The organism is Nitrobacter sp. MLSD-S21, from assembly GCF_058809865.1.
The window spans coordinates 1-18,519 of sequence record NZ_JBXASZ010000015.1; the positions used below are offsets into that span (position 1 = coordinate 1).

Annotated in this window: 18 protein-coding genes and 1 pseudogene; 6 read left to right on the forward strand and 13 right to left on the reverse strand. The window is 57.4% G+C overall.

All coding sequences use genetic code 11. The features are described from left to right. Window positions 1–163: 163 nt before the first annotated feature. Window positions 164–418 (reverse strand): hypothetical protein, encoded by a 255-nt coding sequence (locus tag AC1RT6_RS20970; RefSeq protein ID WP_493029651.1) that lies wholly within the window; start codon window positions 416–418, stop codon window positions 164–166. 206 nt (window positions 419–624) lie between these two features. Next, window positions 625–1,037: pseudogene (locus AC1RT6_RS20975) on the reverse strand (PRC-barrel domain-containing protein). A 627-nt stretch (window positions 1,038–1,664) separates the two neighbouring features. On the opposite strand from AC1RT6_RS20975, the gene AC1RT6_RS20980 reads away from it, so the two are divergent. Beyond that, window positions 1,665–1,946 (forward strand): hypothetical protein, encoded by a 282-nt coding sequence (locus tag AC1RT6_RS20980; protein ID WP_472791741.1) that lies wholly within the window; start codon window positions 1,665–1,667, stop codon window positions 1,944–1,946. A gap of 733 nt (window positions 1,947–2,679) precedes the next feature. Here the strand turns inward: AC1RT6_RS20980 and AC1RT6_RS20985 are convergent. The 3 genes from AC1RT6_RS20985 to AC1RT6_RS20995 form a co-directional block, all read right to left on the reverse strand. Further along, window positions 2,680–2,964: a hypothetical protein gene (locus AC1RT6_RS20985; protein WP_472791740.1), complete on the reverse strand. Its 285-nt coding sequence runs from the start codon at window positions 2,962–2,964 to the stop codon at window positions 2,680–2,682. Window positions 2,965–4,859: 1,895 nt separating this feature from the next. Then, window positions 4,860–5,945 carry a PAS domain-containing sensor histidine kinase gene (locus AC1RT6_RS20990; RefSeq protein WP_472791808.1) on the reverse strand — a complete coding sequence of 362 codons (1,086 nt, stop codon included), beginning with the start codon at window positions 5,943–5,945 and terminating at the stop codon, window positions 4,860–4,862. 37 nt (window positions 5,946–5,982) lie between these two features. After that, a complete protein-coding gene (locus AC1RT6_RS20995) occupies window positions 5,983–6,771 on the reverse strand; it encodes an alpha/beta fold hydrolase (RefSeq protein WP_472791739.1) in 789 nt (262 codons plus the stop codon). A 548-nt stretch (window positions 6,772–7,319) separates the two neighbouring features. On the opposite strand from AC1RT6_RS20995, the gene AC1RT6_RS21000 reads away from it, so the two are divergent. Continuing rightward, a complete protein-coding gene (locus AC1RT6_RS21000; protein ID WP_472791738.1) occupies window positions 7,320–7,805 on the forward strand; it encodes a CreA family protein in 486 nt (161 codons plus the stop codon). A 320-nt stretch (window positions 7,806–8,125) separates the two neighbouring features. On the opposite strand, the gene AC1RT6_RS21005 is transcribed toward AC1RT6_RS21000, so the two are convergent. Beyond that, a complete protein-coding gene (locus tag AC1RT6_RS21005) occupies window positions 8,126–8,545 on the reverse strand; it encodes a hypothetical protein (protein ID WP_472791737.1) in 420 nt (139 codons plus the stop codon). A gap of 819 nt (window positions 8,546–9,364) precedes the next feature. Between AC1RT6_RS21005 and AC1RT6_RS21010 the strand changes: the two genes are divergently transcribed. Continuing rightward, a complete protein-coding gene (locus AC1RT6_RS21010) occupies window positions 9,365–10,042 on the forward strand; it encodes an outer membrane protein (protein ID WP_472791736.1) in 678 nt (225 codons plus the stop codon). 485 nt (window positions 10,043–10,527) lie between these two features. On the opposite strand, the gene AC1RT6_RS21015 is transcribed toward AC1RT6_RS21010, so the two are convergent. The 6 genes from AC1RT6_RS21015 to AC1RT6_RS21040 form a co-directional block, all read right to left on the reverse strand. Next, window positions 10,528–10,827, reverse strand: a complete 300-nt coding sequence (locus AC1RT6_RS21015; protein ID WP_472791735.1) for a DUF6894 family protein — start codon at window positions 10,825–10,827, stop codon at window positions 10,528–10,530. 918 nt (window positions 10,828–11,745) lie between these two features. Next, window positions 11,746–12,183, reverse strand: a complete 438-nt coding sequence (locus AC1RT6_RS21020) for a helix-turn-helix domain-containing protein (RefSeq protein WP_472791733.1) — start codon at window positions 12,181–12,183, stop codon at window positions 11,746–11,748. A 323-nt stretch (window positions 12,184–12,506) separates the two neighbouring features. Then, a complete protein-coding gene (locus AC1RT6_RS21025) occupies window positions 12,507–12,827 on the reverse strand; it encodes a hypothetical protein (RefSeq protein WP_472791732.1) in 321 nt (106 codons plus the stop codon). A gap of 76 nt (window positions 12,828–12,903) precedes the next feature. Continuing rightward, window positions 12,904–13,365, reverse strand: a complete 462-nt coding sequence (locus AC1RT6_RS21030; protein WP_472791731.1) for an Hsp20 family protein — start codon at window positions 13,363–13,365, stop codon at window positions 12,904–12,906. A gap of 1,050 nt (window positions 13,366–14,415) precedes the next feature. Then, entirely contained in the window at window positions 14,416–15,267 is an 852-nt protein-coding gene (ku, locus tag AC1RT6_RS21035) for a non-homologous end joining protein Ku (protein ID WP_472791730.1), read from the reverse strand. Between the two features lie 56 nt (window positions 15,268–15,323). Further along, window positions 15,324–15,500 (reverse strand): hypothetical protein, encoded by a 177-nt coding sequence (locus AC1RT6_RS21040; protein ID WP_472791729.1) that lies wholly within the window; start codon window positions 15,498–15,500, stop codon window positions 15,324–15,326. Window positions 15,501–16,379: 879 nt separating this feature from the next. On the opposite strand from AC1RT6_RS21040, the gene AC1RT6_RS21045 reads away from it, so the two are divergent. Both AC1RT6_RS21045 and AC1RT6_RS21050 read left to right on the forward strand, forming a co-directional pair. Then, on the forward strand, window positions 16,380–16,568 hold the full coding sequence (locus AC1RT6_RS21045; protein WP_493029652.1) for a KGG domain-containing protein: 189 nt from the start codon (window positions 16,380–16,382) through the stop codon (window positions 16,566–16,568). Between the two features lie 44 nt (window positions 16,569–16,612). Beyond that, window positions 16,613–16,777 (forward strand): hypothetical protein, encoded by a 165-nt coding sequence (locus tag AC1RT6_RS21050; protein WP_472791727.1) that lies wholly within the window; start codon window positions 16,613–16,615, stop codon window positions 16,775–16,777. 54 nt (window positions 16,778–16,831) lie between these two features. On the opposite strand, the gene AC1RT6_RS21055 is transcribed toward AC1RT6_RS21050, so the two are convergent. Next, complete coding sequence (locus AC1RT6_RS21055; protein ID WP_493029653.1) at window positions 16,832–17,122, reverse strand: RusA family crossover junction endodeoxyribonuclease; 291 nt, start codon at window positions 17,120–17,122, stop codon at window positions 16,832–16,834. Between the two features lie 853 nt (window positions 17,123–17,975). Between AC1RT6_RS21055 and AC1RT6_RS21060 the strand changes: the two genes are divergently transcribed. Next, the gene (locus AC1RT6_RS21060) at window positions 17,976–18,272 is read left to right on the forward strand and encodes a hypothetical protein (RefSeq protein WP_472791725.1); all 297 of its coding nucleotides are present in this window, start codon (window positions 17,976–17,978) and stop codon (window positions 18,270–18,272) included. Window positions 18,273–18,519 lie beyond the last annotated feature (247 nt).

The following is an 18,519-nucleotide window of genomic DNA, read 5'->3' on the forward strand; positions in this document are numbered from 1 at the left end:
CTCTGCCATCATCGAACAACGCGAAAGGATCAAACGACAGACAATCCAATTCAGGCGCTTGCAACACCGCAAGCTCGCTGCTTAACATCACCAACCAGAGGCCGACACTCCGCTAAATCAAGCAGCCATCTGCGCCAAATGTTCTGACGACGGACACATGGGACTAATTGTACCAGGAGAAAAGCGCGGCCCTTAGCTGATCAGTTTCCCTATTGGCACCCACCGAGAAGCAGCCTCTCTGGCCGTCATATACGAAGATGCACCAACCCTTGCGGGTCAGGTCTGGCATCCACTCGAGCATCTCCCGGGCGATGCGGCTTCCGAATGCCAAAGCCTGGTCGTTTGATTCCAGCGCCACCGCTATCGGGTCTGACGTGCAGTCTTCCATGTCCGTTATGGTGTACCTGAAGACCGTCATCCGGCTGAATGCGGGCGCGGCGGTATCGTTCCTAACGCCGCCATCTCGCGTGGTGCGCCGCGCCTCAGTTCACCGAATCGACGGGCACGATAGCTAGCGGCGTGCCCTCGCCGTCATAGACAATGGAGCAGATGCCCCTGCCGCTGATGTCAGGCATCTGCTCCTCGCGTTGTAGGGCGTTACACGGCGTTCACGGCATGCCGGGTTTAGCCGCTGCTTCGTGTCATCGGATTTTCCGCGCCTTCTTTCGTCGTCACGGTGTCTACGTTGTCGTAATAGGAGTCGAGTTCCGCGCGCTTCGCGGTCCAATCAAAGAGCTCGGAGCCGGAGCTGCCGAACACGCTCTTGGGATAGTTCTTGAGCCGGTTGCCGCTGATCTCGCTGCGGTAGGCGTCGAGCTCGGAGTCGTGCCTGAGCACCCTCCAGGGAACGGGGTAAAGCTGAGCGCCCATGCCGAGGATCCCGCCGATGCTCAGCACGGCATAGGCCGGCTCGCCGGTGGACTTGTCGACCATCACGCTTTCGATCGAGCCTATCTTGCTCTTTTCGGCGCCGTAGACGGCCTTCCGTTATACTTGTCGCTGGAAACCAGGTTTCCATTGTTTGCGTCTATAGTCATCAGTTTCTCCTTGGTAGTTGGGTTCAAAGGCGGTTGGCTTTCACCCGCCATGGCCCCCGCAACTCCGCCGTCGGCTTCCGGGCGCTCGGCATCGTCCTCCACGGCTTTTTTTATCTCGGCCTTCCTGGCTCCCTCGTCCTGCTCGAATTCCACGTGGGGCCGCTCTCCTCGGTTCTGCTGCTGGTCGGGGTTCTGCCGGTTCAGCGTGGCCTGGTCGGCGTATCCGGGATCCGGATTCGGGCCGCCGACGGGAGCCGAGTTGCTGGAGGGACGCATGTTGTCGGGTGCGGGCGCCGGCATCGCGCCTGCCGGGTCCTGGGAACGTCTCTGCCTACGCTGGGTCGGGTTTCTGGATCTGTCATAAAAGTATTGCTCTTGCTTTTGAGCTCGTATGCAGACCGAACGAACCCGTGCGGGCGTCGTTCCTAATGTCATCGCAGGGCGGAAGGCATTCGCCGTCATACGCAGAAGCAGCGTCCGAAGTAGCGGCACAAGCCGCGCGGATTGTTAGGAACGAACGGGTCGCGCCCCGAATTGGCCCGGACCACCGAGCGGATCGCGGCTTACATCGGTGATGAGAAACCTAACGGCGCTCCCGCCCTTCCTCTTACGGAAAGGAGCGCGCTCATGAAGATGCAGCGTCGTTTCAAGCAGACCACATCCCTCCGGGACCGCCTCGCGGAATTCGTCGCCGGCGCGCGCTCCGAGGCTGAACGCGCGCCGGGGGGCGCTGACCGGTGCGAGCTGGCCAAGACAGTGCACAAGGCGGAGACCGCCGCGGATATCGATCGCTGGGCGAACACGCCCGGGCCGAAGCGGCTGAGGCCGCAGCGGCTGCGGAAGGAACCCAGCCCTCGGCTCCGGAGTTGCCAGCCGTCGATTGTCCAGCAGAGGGACAGATCCCGATGAAGCAGCCTCACCAATGTTCTCGATCCAAAGGAATGCCGGCGGAATCACCCGCATCCTCATCACCCGGCCTGACGGTTCACAGATCGTGATGCCGGCTCACGGCCCTAAACATCCAGAACAGATGGCAAGCCCGCCACTCGCGGGCTTCCTTGAGCGCGATCGCACTGAATAACGCCGAATACGCAACCTCTATAAGGAATACGGAAATGGCAAAGCTAGAAAACGGACGGATCGTCGAGACGGCGACGGAAGCGCGCGGCGCGGAGCGCGGGCCACCGTACGCAATGTCCTGCTAGCCGGAACGGCGCTTGTTATAGCGAGCTTCGTGATCGTCTATATCATCTATTTCGGCGGCGGGCAGTGACGCGCGCGGCTTCGGTTGACGCGTCCGCGCGATCCGTTGGCCCTGCGACACTAGCCCCCTCGCAAGATAGGAACGAGCCTGCTGCCGGCCAATTGATTGGCAGGCCGGCGGATATCTCCTGCCGTTGGCCCGCACGGTCCTGCCCTAAGACCCCCAGTCCCCAGCGGGACCGTGCACCCCAGCCTAGGAGCTTCAATTGAATGACAACTGCCCTCAGCTGGCGCCTGAGGCTGGTACTACGCCGACGCCGAAGCGCGCCTGTAGCGAAGCATTAAATTAGCCCCGCCCGCGGCGTGTTTCGTGCGAGCGCTCCTCAAAATTACAGCGGCCGGGAACGAAAACAACTTTTGCGTTTATACGCAGCTATGATCACACCCGCTCAGATTCGCGCGCGAGCATGTTGAACATAAACTGATCTGGCGAAAGCGGCCGATATTTCTGCGGCGGCGTTAAACAGCATTGAGCGAGGAAGGGCGATCCCCAGACGTCGACCTGCGTCTCGATCGGCGCGTCCAAGAAGAGGCTGGCGTGCAATTCATCCCCGAAAACGGTGGCTGGGCCGTGTGCGGCTTCGCAAATGAAGGATGTCGGCTGAACAGCAAGCTCGCGACCAACCAGCGAAGCGAGACGTTTGCCCGCTTTGCGGAAGGCCATGACCGTCAGGCTGCCGACTAGAAGAGCTGCTCGCTTCGGGTAATCTGCAAGACGTGCAATGGCAGGAGCCGAAAATAATCGCAATAGGGTTCAAAAAGCGGCCGCCCGACTCACTAGAGGAGCTGGAACGGAACGCTCTCCCGCGCTCCGCATTGGATCGCCCGGAATGGGCGTTGACTGAGCACCGACTCCCGAACCCGAAAGGCCCGCTGTAATACATCCGGCGGGCCTTTTTTGGTAGTTGCACGCTTTCAAGCTACGACTGGGAGGAGAAGCTCCATGGAGAGACTCGCCATCGGATTTGCCATCGGGAAACGCGAACGGAAAGTACTCAAGAGATAGATCAGACTCGGCGGCTATTCGCCGCCACTGATGTCGAGCACTCCATTGTGCCGCGCATTGGATCGGACGGAACGGGGTGAACCCAGAATCCTCATGATACCCGTCCCTTGAGGCCCGTCGTTTAGCTGCTTGCGGCGGGGCTTTTTTTTCGAGCGCCCTAGCCCGCTTTAACGAGAACCTTATAGGAACGAAACGTCTCGGCGTTCCTTAGCCCTCGTCACCGAGCGGTCCTTGCCCCGCTGCGACTAGCGGGCCTTTTTGCGACGCCCTTCCATTTCTCGGTCGGTTGCGGACGATCATGGAACGACGTCGCGTGCCGAAATCCATCATCGGCTCGCTTTTCTCGGCGGGTGAAGCCGCGCCTGAGCAGGAAGAACTACTGCAAAGTCGGTGAACAGGTCCCACAATGAATTCGATCTCTGGTCCTCTTGAAACCTGTCAAGAAGCAACACGTCCGGATGATACCGGATCAAAGGGAAACGCTTGCCCACAGCCTGGCACCCGGTGAACACGCGATCGACGTCGACCGTGCACAGGCGCTTTTGATGCAGGGTAGATTCGTACGAACGTTTTCGAAAAAGCGAAGCAATATCAGACGCCGGGTCCGAATTTTCTGCACTCGGCTCCCCAAGCGTTCATGCGAAAAGTGCGGAGGTGAGCAGGATCAGAACATGTGACGAAACAATAGCTTACGAGCACCGTATTAAATCCGCGCAGTCGGGAGCTTTGGAGAGAGATGGCCTGATGGAGAGAATTTCTGGGCTCAGCCGCGGTCGCGTGGTGCTGACTTTTGTTGAAGAAAACTCCGGAATACTGGGCTTCTTCGCCAGGTCGAATTCGGTGAGAGAATATTCAGGAAGGCAAGACTGGCGGAGGGAGAGCAACCGGGTTCGAACCTTCTCCACTCCGCTGGAGGTGCAAGAAACGGCGTCGACCAAGCCCCAAGTTATCCTCTTTGAGGATGGGCATGGGTTTTGCAATTCGGACGGATGTGGTCCAGCCGGTCGACTTGTTGCGTAATGGGGGCGATGGCCCAGGCTTAACGAAGCATGCTCGATCAACACGCGGTGAATGTCATCACGAGCCGAACGGAGCTAGCCGATACCCTCAATTAATTGCGCCATTCCTGTGGAAGCGCTTGCTTGGACCTAAAGGTAAGGGCCAGTGATTATGCAGGCGCCGGGTGTCAAGGGAGGCTACTGCTTGATTTACGTTTTTGCCCTCTTCCCCGGCAGCCGAAATCGTGGGGTGAATGGATGACGACGCGGGAGTTTTGCACATCATCGGGCGCGAGAAGCATCCAACATTGCAGTCATTTTTTGGCTCGGCTATGGCTTGCTTATCATTTTCATTTAAGCTGCACGGTTGTGCAGCATTCAGACCGATGAGAGGCAAATCGAAGAATTCGCAGGTCTCTACCTCGCCGGCGTTCTGATACGGCGACGCAAGCGATGGGGCCCGCAAGAAAATAGATGTATGATTAGTCCCAATATTTAGCAAAGTGACAGGTGTACCGTTTTCTTTTGTAATGGCAATTTTTCGGATTCGGGGAGTCACGGTAGGTGCGAGGACCGAAGCGGCATCACGAAGGTGAAGCAGGTTTCCTCACTGGTAGAGCTGACCGTGAGTGTTCCTTCATGAGCTTTTGCTATTTGCGACGCGATGTGGAGGCCTAGGCCTAGACCTTGGCGGCTCGGCCGCACCTTTCCACGGAAGAACGGCTCAAATAATTTGTCGAGCGCAGCTTCGGGTATAGGTTCGCCGCCGTTTGCGACAGACAATTTAAATAAGCCATCTTCCGTTGTCGCGCGAATGCATACCGGTTTATCGGAGGCACCGTGACTAAGTGCGTTTCCGATGAGATTGGAAACAAGCTGGCCTATTCGAGATCTGTCGCAGTCCACGGGAACGTCAATAGCAAATTCGGCCTCTATTTGGCGCCCTGGCGATGACAGCCGCAGTTCATCAATTACTTGATGCAGGACTGGCTCAAGCGGTGCGGCGCTATCTCGATCAAGCGTGATACCGCCGCCCAGTCGTCCGCGCGCGAAATCCAAGACGTTGTCGATCAGTCCCGCCATTCGAAGCACAGTTGTCTCCAGCATCGCTATGATCTGATGCTCTTTATCGGTTTTTGCCCCTCGCCCCAGCAGGCGCGCTCCGGCACTGATTGAAGCCAACGGGTTACGCAGGTCGTGGCCGAGCACTGCGATAAACTGCTCCCGCAACTCAGAGCTCTCCCGTTCGCTTGCCAAGTCCGTCTTCGCAGCCTCGCGAGCCTCTAAGAGATTACGCTCATAACGACGTCTATCCGTCGCCTTGATCAACGCAAGTCGTATAGCCAAGGCTTTGCCATCCGCTTTTCGGCTTTCGTTGGCGTTGGCGATCATTTGCAGCGGCTTCCCGCCCGCCGTGACCATGTCAATTGCAAACTCGTTGAAAAAACCCTGCATCCGCAGCAGCGGTGCGATATGAGTTTCGAAATAAATTCGGCCAGCCATGTTCAGAAAATCGCTGAACCTTTTATTGAGCATCTCATCAGCAGAATGGCCCGTCCAATCCAGAAGCGTCTTATTAACCCGTGCAACGCGACCGTTCGGCAGCAGGATGACATAGCCGCACGGTGCATTCTCGAACATGTCTTCGAGATCGTCGATCCGATTTTCCACGGCAGGCTCAGACAAAGGGTCTCATTGCCGCGATGACTTCATCGGGCGCGCTGAGATTGGGGCAATGTCCCGTCGCCTCTAAAAATACAATCTCACTCCTGGGAATTTGGCGATGAACGTATTCGCCGACTTCTCTTGAGGCGATGATGTCTTCGCTGCATTGAAGTATCAGCGTCGGAACATCAATCTTCGCGAGGTCGGCCCGGTTGTCAGACATGAACGTTACGCGAGCGAATGACTTCGCAATTTCCGGATCAGTCCGGCAAAAGCTGTTGATCAACTCCTCACCAAGTTCGGGTCGGTCGGGATTACCCATGATCGCGGGAGCCATTTGTATCGACCATCCCATATGGTTGGTTTCTAGAAACTGAAGGAGCTCCTCGATCTGCTTTTGGCTAAAGCCTCCGACATAGTCGCCATCGTCGATGTAGCGCGCCGAAGGACCAACCATCACTAACTTGCCAAACATTCCGGGCGACTTTTGTGCCGCGAGAGCTCCGATCATGCTGCTGACTGAATGGCCCACAAAAACCGCATCTGACAGGCGAAGCTCGCGTCCTATCTCAACGACATCATCTGCATAGCCGGCCAGGCTCGAATACTTTGATCTGTCATACGCTGCCAGGTCAGATTCCCCAGCTCCGACGTGGTCAAAGAGGACGGTTTTGAATTCGTTTGCAAAGGCGGGTTCGACAAACCTCCACATATTTTGATCACAGCCAAATCCGTGGGCAAAGATCATAGCTCGCTCCGCTGATCCGCGAACGCGCACATTATTCCGTTCTAGAACGTTCACGGCCGTTCCCCTATACGATACGGTCAAGTTACCGAGCTTGTTTGCCTAACAGCCAACAGCAGTTACGCCAATTACCTGGGTCTAACCGATCCTGCGTGTGGCAACGGACAGCCCGAAAAACCATAAAAAGTGGCCGAATAAATTGGGCACAATTCTGTGCGTGAGATCGCGTCGGAACTGGAATCCAACCTTCTCCGTGAGCCAACGTAGCCGCGCCTGCAACCAAACCATAATAAATTATTTCGTCGGAAGGGGTCGACGCGGTTGGCACTCCGTTGGACGGTGCGGCGCTTGGCTAGGTTCTGACGAATGGTCCCGACGAACCTTCGGGCTCATTTCCAACCCGTCTGTAACGCTGATTTTTCGATGTAAATCCTTCCGACCAATCCCATTCTTTGCCCGCTGGAGGAATGAACCTTCCAGATGGAACTTGGCGAACCTAATTAGGTTGGACCAGCAAACGGAGCTACTTGATGATACTTCGAGCTCAGATTGATGATGAGAAGCGCCGAACCGCTCCGATCTTTTTCGCAGGAGTCATCCTTGCGATGGCGGCGCTCGCGGGGACTTACGCCCAGGCAGCAGATGAGCCTGACCTAATTTTTCGCCGATCTACGGTCTTCAATCTGCTGACGCCGAATGACAAGCTGGCAACTTACGGCCTCGATGATCCTGAGATCGAAGGCGTTGCATGCCATTTCACGGCGCCAGAGAAGGGCGGCATTAAGGGATGGCTTGGAATGGCAGAAGAGGTCTCGAATATTTCGCTGGCGTGCCGCCAGATGGGACCGATTCGCTTCAAAGAAAAGATGAAACAGGGCGAAGACATGTTTCGAAAGCGGCGCTCGCTATTCTTTAAGAAGATGCAAATCGTACGGGGCTGCGACGCCAAACGAAACGTGCTGGTATATATGGTTTATTCCGACCGAGTGATCGAAGGCTCACCGCATAACTCCACGTCCGCAGTGCCTATCATGCCATGGGGTCCCTCCGATACGGCCGTGCAAAAATGCGGGGATTTCTTTTCCAGTTAGGGATTTGCTCTTCGAAGTGAGGCTGTGATCGCATTGATTGAACTGGACGGATGACCTCAGCCACGCTTCGCGTCGCTTTAGGTACATCTTGATTTCAGCTGGCGGCACGTGCGGACGATTGTCGCATATTGAGTTGGGAGAGTTTTTACAAAGTAGAAAAGGACTGAAAAGCAAGCCGTACTGCGTTCGATAGGCTAGTAGACGCGCCGCAAGAGGCGCGCGATGGACCAGCGGGTCTAATTCGAGGCGTTCGCGCGTGGGCTAGTCAGTGAGTTCGATGTGTGCTCGGGAGCCGGCCCACGGCGTCCGCTGGAAATGACTCAATGGCGGTGACGATAGCAGTGGTACTTCCCTTTTTTCCAATAACCGTGGCACCGATTGCTATGATGGTGTCCGTAGTAGTGTCTTTGATTTGGATAGTATTGTCCCTGACCATAGTATGGTCCCTGGTTCGGATAATATTGTCCCTGGTTGTAGTATCCCTGATTATAGTACTGGCCTTGGTACGGAGCGCCGAATAAGCCACCGACTGCACCCGCAGCGCCACCCACGCCGGCACCGACCGCTCCGCCAACTATGCCGCCTACCGGTCCCGCAGCACGATTTCCCTCGTACGCGCCTTGGTTGGCACCGCGCTCCATACCGTTGAAAACACCTTGTGCACGCGCTTGATGCGGCATGATGAATAGAGCTAGCGTCGCTGCAGCGGCTGCTATTGGAAATACGTTTTTGATCCTCATCGTGTCTCCGTCCTTCCTTGGATTTGACCAGCACCAACGGACCATCCAGTGGCAAGTTCCACATTCAATTGGAGTCGAAATGCTTTACCATCGAAGCGCTGCACGGCCAGGGTCCGGGACTGTCGGCGATGCTCCATACGCGGCCGAGCAGCGCATCACCTTCCCTTTCGACCATAGCGGCGGCGCCGCCGACGAACGATCCCCCGAAACTAGACTCCGGACTTTCCCGTTGGCTTTGCCGATGCCAATTCGGATCCTCGGCGCACGCACAACGGAGAGCGGATTGCCGATGCCCGATCCTCGCAACGACGGTGAAAATTGGTCACCGCGCCCGTGAATGCCGGTTCTCAGCACGCGCAGGTGGACGCAGAAGTGAGGCCAAACTCGGACCTTGGCATCAATGTGAAGCTCGAGCCCAGTTCATAGTCAACCACGTTGGTCGAGCGAATGGAGAAGGCCATCAAGGTGGAGAGCTCGACAACGAGTGGCAGTGGCTCTGGTTCGGCCGGGCCGGATGCGGACGCTGCAGGAGGACAATGAGTGCCTCGTAGTCTTTTGAAGGGCGCGTGAAGGGCGCGCAATACTCGCGGCGTTATTTCCTTGGAAATTGCAGAGAGCTGTGTCTATTTGTTCCAGCCGGCAACTGTCCGGTCCAGGAATCGATCACTCCTTAGCCCCGCCAGCAAATGGTGGGGCTATTTTTTGCAGCTGCTCACGGCCATACAATTAACCCGAGTGTGGCAGACCCGCTACAGCCGCAACCGAGGTCAAAGCGTTAGGGTGGATGTTATCGATCGATTCCAACTTTGGGGTTCCCTCATGAAGAAGATTCTGCTTGCAACCGCAGCCGTGCTGATCAGCGCATCGGTTGCGTCCGCCGCTGACTTAGCGGCTCGCCCCTACACCAAGGCACCGGCTTACGCGCCGCCGGCGCCCATCTATAACTGGACCGGGTTCTATATCGGTGGTCACATCGGCGGTGCTTTCGGTGGCGCGAACAACGTTCTCGCACCGGGTTTTCTCACCAGCAATAACGATGGCCGGTTCATGGGCGGTGGTCAGATCGGCTACGACACGCAGTTTTCGCCGAACTGGGTCTTCGGTATCGAAGCAAATTACAGCTTCCTCGACACCGGCAGCAACTTCGCCAACCGCGGCCTCGGTTCGGTCACGGGCCGGCTCGGCTACACCTGGGGTCCGGCGCTGCTGTACGTCAAGGGCGGCTACGGCTGGGCTGACTCACGCTTCACCAACGGCTTCGGTGGCAATGGTGGCCGTGACGGTTATACCGTCGGCGGCGGCCTCGAATACCTGTTCACCCAGAACTGGTCGGGCAAGGTCGAGTACCAGTACTATGATCTCGGCACTGTGAACTTCGTTGGACCGGTGGGAGCCGCCGGGACCTTCCGCAACGACCAGCACACCATCAAGGTCGGCCTGAACTACCGCTTCAACTGGGGTGCCCCGATGGGTGCTCCGATGGCCCCGGGATACTGATTACTCTCGAACTTCTTGGTTGAAATAGACAAGGGCCGGCACCAGGTGCTGGCCCTTTTCGTTTTGCCCCGGTCAGGACCGGTTTAATAGAGCGGAAACGCGGCTGGCTTTCCTTAGAAACGATCTCCTGCGCATTCGTTGATAGGCCGGTGGTACGACCCGGCAGGCAGACCACGGTGTCCCGTAGGTCGTCGAGCAGCCTCGCGGCCCGCGGCAATTCCCACTAGGACTTGCGCAGCTCGCCCGCCGCAGTCTCTCCTGCTCGGATGAGGGCCGCTAAACTCCGATTGCCGCTTCTGGCACATTGCGCGATGCGAGCCGCAATGTGTCGCCGTGCTCTGTGCTTTTTGTCACCCGGCCACTTTGGCGCAGGCACGTTCGAGCGCAATAGCCAAGTCTGCAAGAGTTCGGCGGTCAAAGCTTTCTGAAATCAGAACAGGGTCCTCGATGGGACCCATGGATGGCGCGTCTCTCTTATGGAAGCATTACTTCGTCGCAGGCGGGAACCGTGGATTGTTCGATTCGCTTGAAATCTGTGGGTCGCCACGGCCATCTCGGGTGATTGCGATCAAAGTGGAAGCAATAGGGATCTTGAACAGCTCTTCGCCGGCCTCGTCGGTGACCGAAATGAAGTTCCCTTCTTGCACCATGTCCGGCTTTTCTGTTCCCACGCGGTAAGCGATGAAACTGCCGTGTTCTCGAGCCTCTTCGTCGTTGAGGCATTCGTGGCCCATAACATCCTGGGCTGAAAGCCGGCCTGCCAAATGGAAGAAATACCTGGGCATGGTGCAGCAATTCGGCCGCTGGTCCGGCGTTCCAAAAAGCGACCGACCCCATCGTACGGACGATCGCTATGGAACTCGAACAGTGCTGCTTCGTTGTGTCGCTCGTCAAAGATTGACGTATTTCTGATCTTCTTCCGGAGTGATCTAATATGATCGACAATAATACCTTCAAGCTCGTTTGCGACAATTGCGGCAGCCTAACCATCAGAGTTGCGAATCCGACGCCAGCAGACGCAGCAGCGGTGATCGAGTGTGGTCGCTGCCGTTTCCCGCGGGGAACGTGGGCGGCTCTTCGAGATCTCGCTAAGCAGCCTGGCGCTACCGCCCTAGAGCTCTGATCCGACCGATGGCTCCTTTGCAAGGATACTTCGATGCGTCGCTTCTGTTTCGATCTGCGAGATGGCGATGTTCTCACGCTTGACGAAGTAGATCCTGAACTGAGACCGATCTGAATGACGGTCGAAACCTTGGTTCGCGAACACATGACGAACTGGAGAAGTTCGTTCTAGCTACCTACGCTGGAGGAGACGGAAATTGATTTCTTGGGTTGGCGCGGTCCCGAGCAGGCGATCGCGACGATCAAGCGGCTTTTCAAGATATAGTCAGACCCTGTGGGACCGCGCGAGCAGGGGCACTCTTGGCAAAGGTTTAAGAGGGTTGGAAACGGCGCTTTCTATAATTGACCTCGCCGCCGCTTTTCATACCAAGGTCATGGGGCTTCCTGCATCCATGCCGATAACCGCATGCGGGCCTACGGGCAAATCGCAAAGCGGTCCGGAAGCGTGAGGCGATGGCGGCGATGCTGTATGAGCGTCTGGCGCCGATCTTTGATCCGCCGCCGAAGGCTCGCAAGCATCACCTATTCAAGCACACCAGAACGACGCCGCGGTATGCGCATCTGCCGACTACCTGATCAGGCTAATTTTGCAGGGTGGATCGGCCGGCGTCGAGACCGGTTGCCCTGAGCTTGCCATCGCGGGACGCAAGCTGCTCAACCAATTCGACAATGCTGCGGCGGAGCTTTGCATCGGTGATCCCGCTAAATGCGCGGACCAGGGCTAGACCCTGGGATGTCGAGAGAAACTCTGAGACGTATGATGGCGCTTCGCTGAGCCTGGAGCTGTCCATGCGAATACCGTCGAACAGAAAAGAAACCGGGACCTGAAGAATCTCTGAAATTTGCTGGATGCGACTGGCGCCGACGCGGTTGGTGCCTTTCTCATATTTTTGCACCTGCTGAAACGTCAGTCCCAGAGCTTCGCCGAGTTGCTCCTGGCTCATGCCGAGCATCAGGCGGCGCATGCGCACACGATTGCCGACATGCCTGTCAATCGAATTGGCCGCCTTCTTCGACAAATCTGATCTCCTCCGAGAGTATTATCTCCGTTACAACTACCGCCAACTCACTCAAATGACATAACCCCAAGCGTCGGCAGTCTCCGAAACGAGCAATGGGTTGCCGTTGTCGGCTAGCGAGGCGACGGCAGGTAGGCCGGAATGCTCGACAGACCGGCCAGGGCTGCGATTAACCCAATACCTCCGATTGCAACGGCAATAGCTATGATGCGCTCTAATCTGTCCATCCAGGAGTAATACCGGGCAGGCGGATGCCGCGTCTGTCCAATAGTAGACGCGTATTTAGCGCAACTGCGAGACGTCTCGCCAACCATCGCTTGCTCCTAAGCTGCAATCGCGCGTTCTGCTGAGCGTAGACGAAAAGGCTCCCCGCCCGGCGGGTTGGGAGGGGAGTAGTCCAGCTCTCGCAATGCCTCGAGGATCTCGTCGATCCTGACCGGGGCCTTCAGACGACGAGGCCATCGCAATGCGGGAGAAGATCTGACTGCCCATGCATCGGAAGCCCAGGACGCCAGCATGGCGCGCTTTTCAACGGTCGATAGGAAGGTATCAGTTACAACATCTTTCGGATGTTCGAATGACTTTTGACGGAGATAAAGCGCGTTGAAATCAAGAACGTTGTCATAGGCGGTCGCCGACCGCATGGTTGCCTCCATTCTTAGACGATTACTGAGCCGCGCGCCGCGTGGCAGCGCGCGGCAATTTTTAAAACGTATCGGGTCAGGCCGCGTTGGCCTCGATCTTGTGAACATTTGCGTAGGCTGCTGGTGCGCCATTAATGGCGATCCGACGCGGCTTCATAGCCTCGGGGATTTCTCGAACCAACTCGATCTGGAGCAGGCCATTATCGAAGGTCGCGCCCTTCACCTGCACGTAATCAGCCAGGCTGAATTGCCGTTTGAACTGGCGCGTGGAGATCCCGCGGTACAGGTATTCTCGCTTTGTTTGTTCGGTCTTGGTGCCTTCGATGGTGACAACGTTCTGCTCGGCGGTGATGGAAATCTCGTCAGGCGAGAAACCGGCAACCGCCAGCGAGATCTGGTATCGATCCTCGCTGAGCCGTTCAATATTGTAGGGTGGATAAGTATCCTCTGCGGCACGCTGAGCGGTTTCCGCGAGGTTCAGGAGGCGGTCAAAACCGATGGTAGACCGCGACAAGGGCGATAAGTCATAAGTGCGCATAACCACGTCCTCCAAAGAGCAAGATGGGTATGAAGCACCGGACACAACCGGTGCCCGCCTTCAGCCCGGGCCCTATGGCACCCGGACGCCACCATCAGGTGGCGACAATAATTAGAAAACTGGAATCTGGTTTCAAGAGCGCGCGCAATTTTTTAGCTGCCGAGAGGTAAGGCCGCGGATCGGGAACTACGCCATCAAAAAGGCCCGCCGATGGGTGTCAGGGCGAGCCAATTCGGGTCCGGGAGCCAGGTGCGGTAATATCCCGTTCCGGGCGTTCAACGCTTGCCGTCCTACCCTTCGCATTCAGGCACGCACGGTGAAGCCGGTCGAGTAGCAGGCCTGTCATTGCTGCCGATTATCTTCCGTTAGGTTGTGCCGTTGTTCGCGAAGGCGCGGGTTACTACCCGGTGGAGAATCCGATCGCAGGCCCTTCCATGGGGCGTCTCCGGGAAGCGCAACGGGATCAGCTTCGTCCTCCGTATTTCGGCGCAACGCCAAGCCAACGACACCCGCCGCCACCAGCAAGGCTCCAGCTATCATCAGCCCATACCCTAATTCTATCGGCAACATGGCAGTCTCCTTCGAGAGATGCGCAGGCTGGTTCTACGTTTCAGCTGAACCTATCGGAGGTGCGAATCCAATAAGCGGCGGATGTGAATGTTCCAGGCGGGCGCACGGCTAAAATTGAACCCACGCGCTTTGGGTTGGTTGCCGCCGACGCTGCGGTGACCGTTGGAAAATCAATCGTGAACCCTAACAAGCAGAGCAAAATCATGCACCGGCCGCGCGGTTTACCCATGCGGAGGTCAACGCCGCGGCGCAGATCATCAAAGCCAACATGACTATCGGTAGAGAAACGACCTTCCTCAATCTGCTGGAGCTGAATTTTCCGGAGGCCACTATCAGAGCGATGGCGGAAGCCGCATTGATCGCGCGCGCGAGGCTCGTCTCCAAGTCACCACCGTGGCGTAGCGCGCGTTCGAGGTCCCGGCGTGTGTTTTTATTTCAACTTCTTAAGTAGTTTGAGCCAACCCGATGTCTTGAAGGAATTCAGCTTGCCTTGCGCTTCTTGGCTGCCGTCTTTCTAACTGACTTCTTGGCGGGCGCCTTGGCGGCCTTTGGCGCGGATCCAGGCTTCAAGCTTTGACGAAGCGCGTCCATCAAATCAACCACGTTACTGCCCTCTGGTCTCTTAGGGGCAGTGATTGGTTGGCCCTTTTGCTTTTTAGCAAGCATTTCATTCAAGGCGTTCTCGTAATGATCCTCGAACCGTTTCGGGTCGAAGTGTCCGCTCTTCTTTTCCACGATATGCTTTGCTAGATCGAGCATATCCTTGGTGATCTTGACGTCCTTGATGTCATCGAAATAATCAGCCGGCTGGCGCACCTCGTAGGGATAGCGCAGCAGCATACCCATGAGGCCCTTGTCGCGTGCTTCCACTGCAATGATGTGCTCGCGGTTTGTCAGCACCACCCGCGCCAGAGCCACTTTGCCGGCCGCTTTGATGGTGTCGCGGATCACGGCGTAAGCATCGTGGCCGACCTTGCCATCCGGCACCAGAAAATAAGGCCTGACGATGTAGAGGTCATCGATCTCGGTGCGCGGCACAAACTGATCGATGTCAATCGTGCGTGTGGACTCAAGGGAGATATTCTCGAGTTCCTCCTTAGTGATCTCGAGATAGCTGTCAGTATCGACCTTATAGCCCTTGACGATGTCTTCGTTCGCCACTTCCTCGCCGGTCTCGGCATCGACTTTCTGATACTTGATACGGTGCCCTGTCTTGCGATTGATCTGGTTGAAGCTGACCTTCTCGGACTCCGAGGTAGCCGGAAACAGTGCCACCGGGCAGGTCACGAGGGACAGCCGCAGGAAACCCTTCCAATTGGCGCGAGGTGCCATGTACGCAAACTCCAGCTGCGGGGCCTCAATATAGATCCGAGCTGGGAGAAAGGGAGTCAGAACATAAAATCAACAGTCAGGGCAGGTGTCGCCGAGCCCATGCCTGATGTCATCCATCTCAGCGATGCAGGCAGCGGGAGTGGCCCCGTCGAACGGGTTTCGCCAAGCTTCTTCCCGAGCGCGGTTCCAAGCATCAGGATCGGCACGGTCGAGCCGGTGTCCGTGATCCCCACATTCAATTACCGCACCTTGATCAACCAGCGTGCCGAGCGCCCAGCCACGCAGAGTACGAAAAGCAGAGCGCGCGCGATGTGTAACCGGCGCTGAGGATGTGATCTTGTGTTGCCGCGCGATGGCCATACGTCGCCTCGAATCAATTTTGGTTCTGATTATATCACCTGGCCGCATGCGTCCGGCGCCCCGCTCCCCAAGGTTATACTCACGGTCCTGTGAAGATTACTTTCGGATGCAACGCCGGTAGGCTCCCGGCAAGTCCTAAGGCGTCGTCAACTAAAAGCGGCCGTAACAAACAGCGCGTCGCATGTTTGTGGTAGCTGGTGTATCGGCCCGTTGATAGCCGAACTTCACAGCTAATGAAGGTTCTAATCGCCCGGAACTCTAAGCCTGCGGCTCCGTTTCCCTCGATGGAAATTGCTGGTCAAGACGCGCGTGCAGCTGAACTGCTGTTAGGTGCCGCCGGTGAGTTGCTAGTAAAAGCTCCCTGCTACGAAATCGCCGTCATTAACGACAAATGGTCTTTTTCTCCGAGCTCGGAACCGCTTCCAGACCTAGACGTCCCGAAAAAACCAGACCTAGACGTCCCCAAAAAACCTGACTTTGACGTTCCGAAAAAGCCTGACTTAGACGTTCCAAAAAGACCTGAACTAGACGTTCCAAAGCGCTAACCCGCCCAAAGCGTTGCAGTCGCGATGGGCAAAGGTGTGGGGGACTTGAGAACGTTTTACGTTCGCAACTCCGATGCCTGGAAAGCCGGATCCCGCGACGCAGGCGCAGCCCAAAAGTAATCCGAGGAATTAGGAACGCCGGCTGGCCGATCCCATTGCTTCGGTGACGGCGATGGCGCCGTCGCAGCGCAAAACAGGGAACATGAGATGGCTCAAGGCAATCAGAATAAGGGCGGTCAGGGACAGGGCAGCCAAGGCCAAGGCGGCAAGGGCCAGGGAGGCCAGGGTCAGGGCGGAAAAGGCCAAGGCGGGCAGTCGGGAAAGGACAATCCCGGCAATTTCGCTAACGATCGCGAGAAGGCGTCTGAGGCCGGAAAGAAGGGCGGACGCTCTTAGCTGCGTCCGCTACGGCTTCGGCCGGAAAGATCAGGGAGTATCCAATGTCGAACCCGAATGACAAGGTAGATCACAGCTCGAAGGCTCCGCTGAAGTCGGACATGAAGGCCGGAGTGCAGCCTAACCAGCAGCCCGGCGTGAAAATCCCGAAGAAGGACGGGGATGAAGACGAGCATCCCGAAGGCACCCAGGACCAGGGTAAGAGCTGAGCTAGTCAGCTCGAAGAAGCCGCCGGCTCCGCCAGGGTTGGCGGCTTTGCTTTGTCACAACGGCTCGACCGCGATCTCAATTCGAGGCTTCCGCTTGTCGTACGCGAGCGCGACGGTCACGTGCCGTATCTGGCTGTCGTCCTCATGGGCGGTGCCGCTGAGAGCGTCGCAGCTCAGCTTGTGGAAATTGTCCAGTCGGCTTTGCACTTCGTGCTGAAGTAGAGCGTGATATGCATGCGAACCTCGCCCTTGAGCGGCTCGCTCTTCCACTGCGCCCGCGCTTCCGCTGGTACTGAGAGCGCGCCCCGAGTCGTCATGCAGCGCTTGGGATGCCGGCCGTAGCATACGAGGCTGTAGATGTGCTGCGTCGATTTCGGCTCACCCGACAAAGTCAAAGTCACTTATTCGCGCGGTTTGCGTAGTAATGCTTCCTGCTGCACTCGTTCGACAGAAAGGAACGGCAGGCGAAGCAGATAAAGCCTCCGCGACCGAGATGCTTTTCTTTCGACAAGCTTCCAGCAATCAGGCGCTGCGCGCTTTGTGCATGGGATCTAATTGTACCAGGAGAAAAGCGCGGCCCTTAGCTGCTCAGCTCCCCTATCGGCATCACCGAGATGCAGCCTCCCTGGCCGTCATATACAAAGATACACCAGCCCTTGCGGGTCAGGTCTGGCATCCGCTCGAGCCTACAACGCGAAGCACCGAAGAAGACAAGGCGCCACATCCGGACCTTGTCTCGTCTGGCGGACCATCGTTTTCCGAGCGAAGCTCGCACAACTAAGGCCACCTGAGCGCGGCATATGGGTCTCACAAGGAGGCCGTCCGCATCCGGGACAGCAGGAACGCGACCAAGAAGACTTAAGGGCCGATTGGCCCTCTTTTTCTTGTATACGTTCGCTAATCGCCGCTGTTCGATCATCAGCAAACCGTCACCCATCATGGCTTTGCCGATTTCGAGTCGAGCTCCGCGCGCTTCGCGATCCAATCGAAGAGCTCGGAGCCGGAGCTGCCGAACACGCTCTTGGGATAGCCCTGGAGCCGGTTGCCGCTGATGGCTCGATCGAAAGCGTGATGGTCGACAAGTCCACCGGCGAGCCCGCCTATGCCGTGCTGAGCATCGCGTGGAGGACGATGCCGAGCGCCCGGAAGCCGACGGCGGAGTTGGCGGGGGCCATGGCGGGGTGAAAGCTAACCGCCTTTGAGATTGGCCCGGACCACCGAGCGGATCGCGGCTTACATCGGTGATGAGAAACCTAACGGCGCACCCGCCCTTCAACTTACGGAAAGGAGTGCGCTTATAAAGAAGCGGCGGCGTTCCAAGCAGACGGTATCGTTCCAGGACCGCCTCTCTGAGTTCGTCGCGGACGAGCGCTCGAAGGCCGACGCGGCGGCGGGCTGCGCGGACCGGTATGATCTGGTTAAGAAGATCCGCAAAGCGGAGACCGCCGCTATATCGACCGATGGGCGAGCCTGCCCGGACCGGCGGCTCAAGTGAGCGGGCGCGGCAGACCGCGGGAACCTTGCCTCTGGTCCCGGAGTTGCCAGCTATCGACCGTTCACGAGCGCTGCAGGTCCCGATGAAGACAGAACCGATGTTCTCGATCGAAAAGGATGCCGGCGGAAACCTGCGCATCGTAATCACGCGGCCCGACGGCTCGCAGATAATCCTGCCGGCCCATTCGTGTCGGTCAGAACCGGTACAAAGCCCGCCGCTCGCGGCCTTCCTAGAGCGCAATCATCCG

Bases quoted from the DNA above. Each gene is read 5' to 3' on its own strand.
- AC1RT6_RS20970 (WP_493029651.1), bottom strand. From the start codon at position 418: ATGACGGTCTTCAGGTACACCATAACGGACATGGAAGACTGCACGTCA.
- AC1RT6_RS20980 (WP_472791741.1), top strand. From the start codon at position 1,665: ATGAAGATGCAGCGTCGTTTCAAGCAGACCACATCCCTCCGGGACCGC.
- AC1RT6_RS20985 (WP_472791740.1), bottom strand. From the start codon at position 2,964: ATGGCCTTCCGCAAAGCGGGCAAACGTCTCGCTTCGCTGGTTGGTCGC.
- AC1RT6_RS20990 (WP_472791808.1), bottom strand. From the start codon at position 5,945: ATGTTCGAGAATGCACCGTGCGGCTATGTCATCCTGCTGCCGAACGGT.
- AC1RT6_RS21000 (WP_472791738.1), top strand. From the start codon at position 7,320: ATGGCGGCGCTCGCGGGGACTTACGCCCAGGCAGCAGATGAGCCTGAC.
- AC1RT6_RS21005 (WP_472791737.1), bottom strand. From the start codon at position 8,545: ATGAGGATCAAAAACGTATTTCCAATAGCAGCCGCTGCAGCGACGCTA.
- AC1RT6_RS21010 (WP_472791736.1), top strand. From the start codon at position 9,365: ATGAAGAAGATTCTGCTTGCAACCGCAGCCGTGCTGATCAGCGCATCG.
- AC1RT6_RS21015 (WP_472791735.1), bottom strand. From the start codon at position 10,827: ATGCCCAGGTATTTCTTCCATTTGGCAGGCCGGCTTTCAGCCCAGGAT.
- AC1RT6_RS21025 (WP_472791732.1), bottom strand. From the start codon at position 12,827: ATGCGGTCGGCGACCGCCTATGACAACGTTCTTGATTTCAACGCGCTT.
- AC1RT6_RS21030 (WP_472791731.1), bottom strand. From the start codon at position 13,365: ATGCGCACTTATGACTTATCGCCCTTGTCGCGGTCTACCATCGGTTTT.
- ku (WP_472791730.1), bottom strand. From the start codon at position 15,267: ATGGCACCTCGCGCCAATTGGAAGGGTTTCCTGCGGCTGTCCCTCGTG.
- AC1RT6_RS21045 (WP_493029652.1), top strand. From the start codon at position 16,380: ATGGCTCAAGGCAATCAGAATAAGGGCGGTCAGGGACAGGGCAGCCAA.
- AC1RT6_RS21050 (WP_472791727.1), top strand. From the start codon at position 16,613: ATGTCGAACCCGAATGACAAGGTAGATCACAGCTCGAAGGCTCCGCTG.
- AC1RT6_RS21055 (WP_493029653.1), bottom strand. From the start codon at position 17,122: ATGCTACGGCCGGCATCCCAAGCGCTGCATGACGACTCGGGGCGCGCT.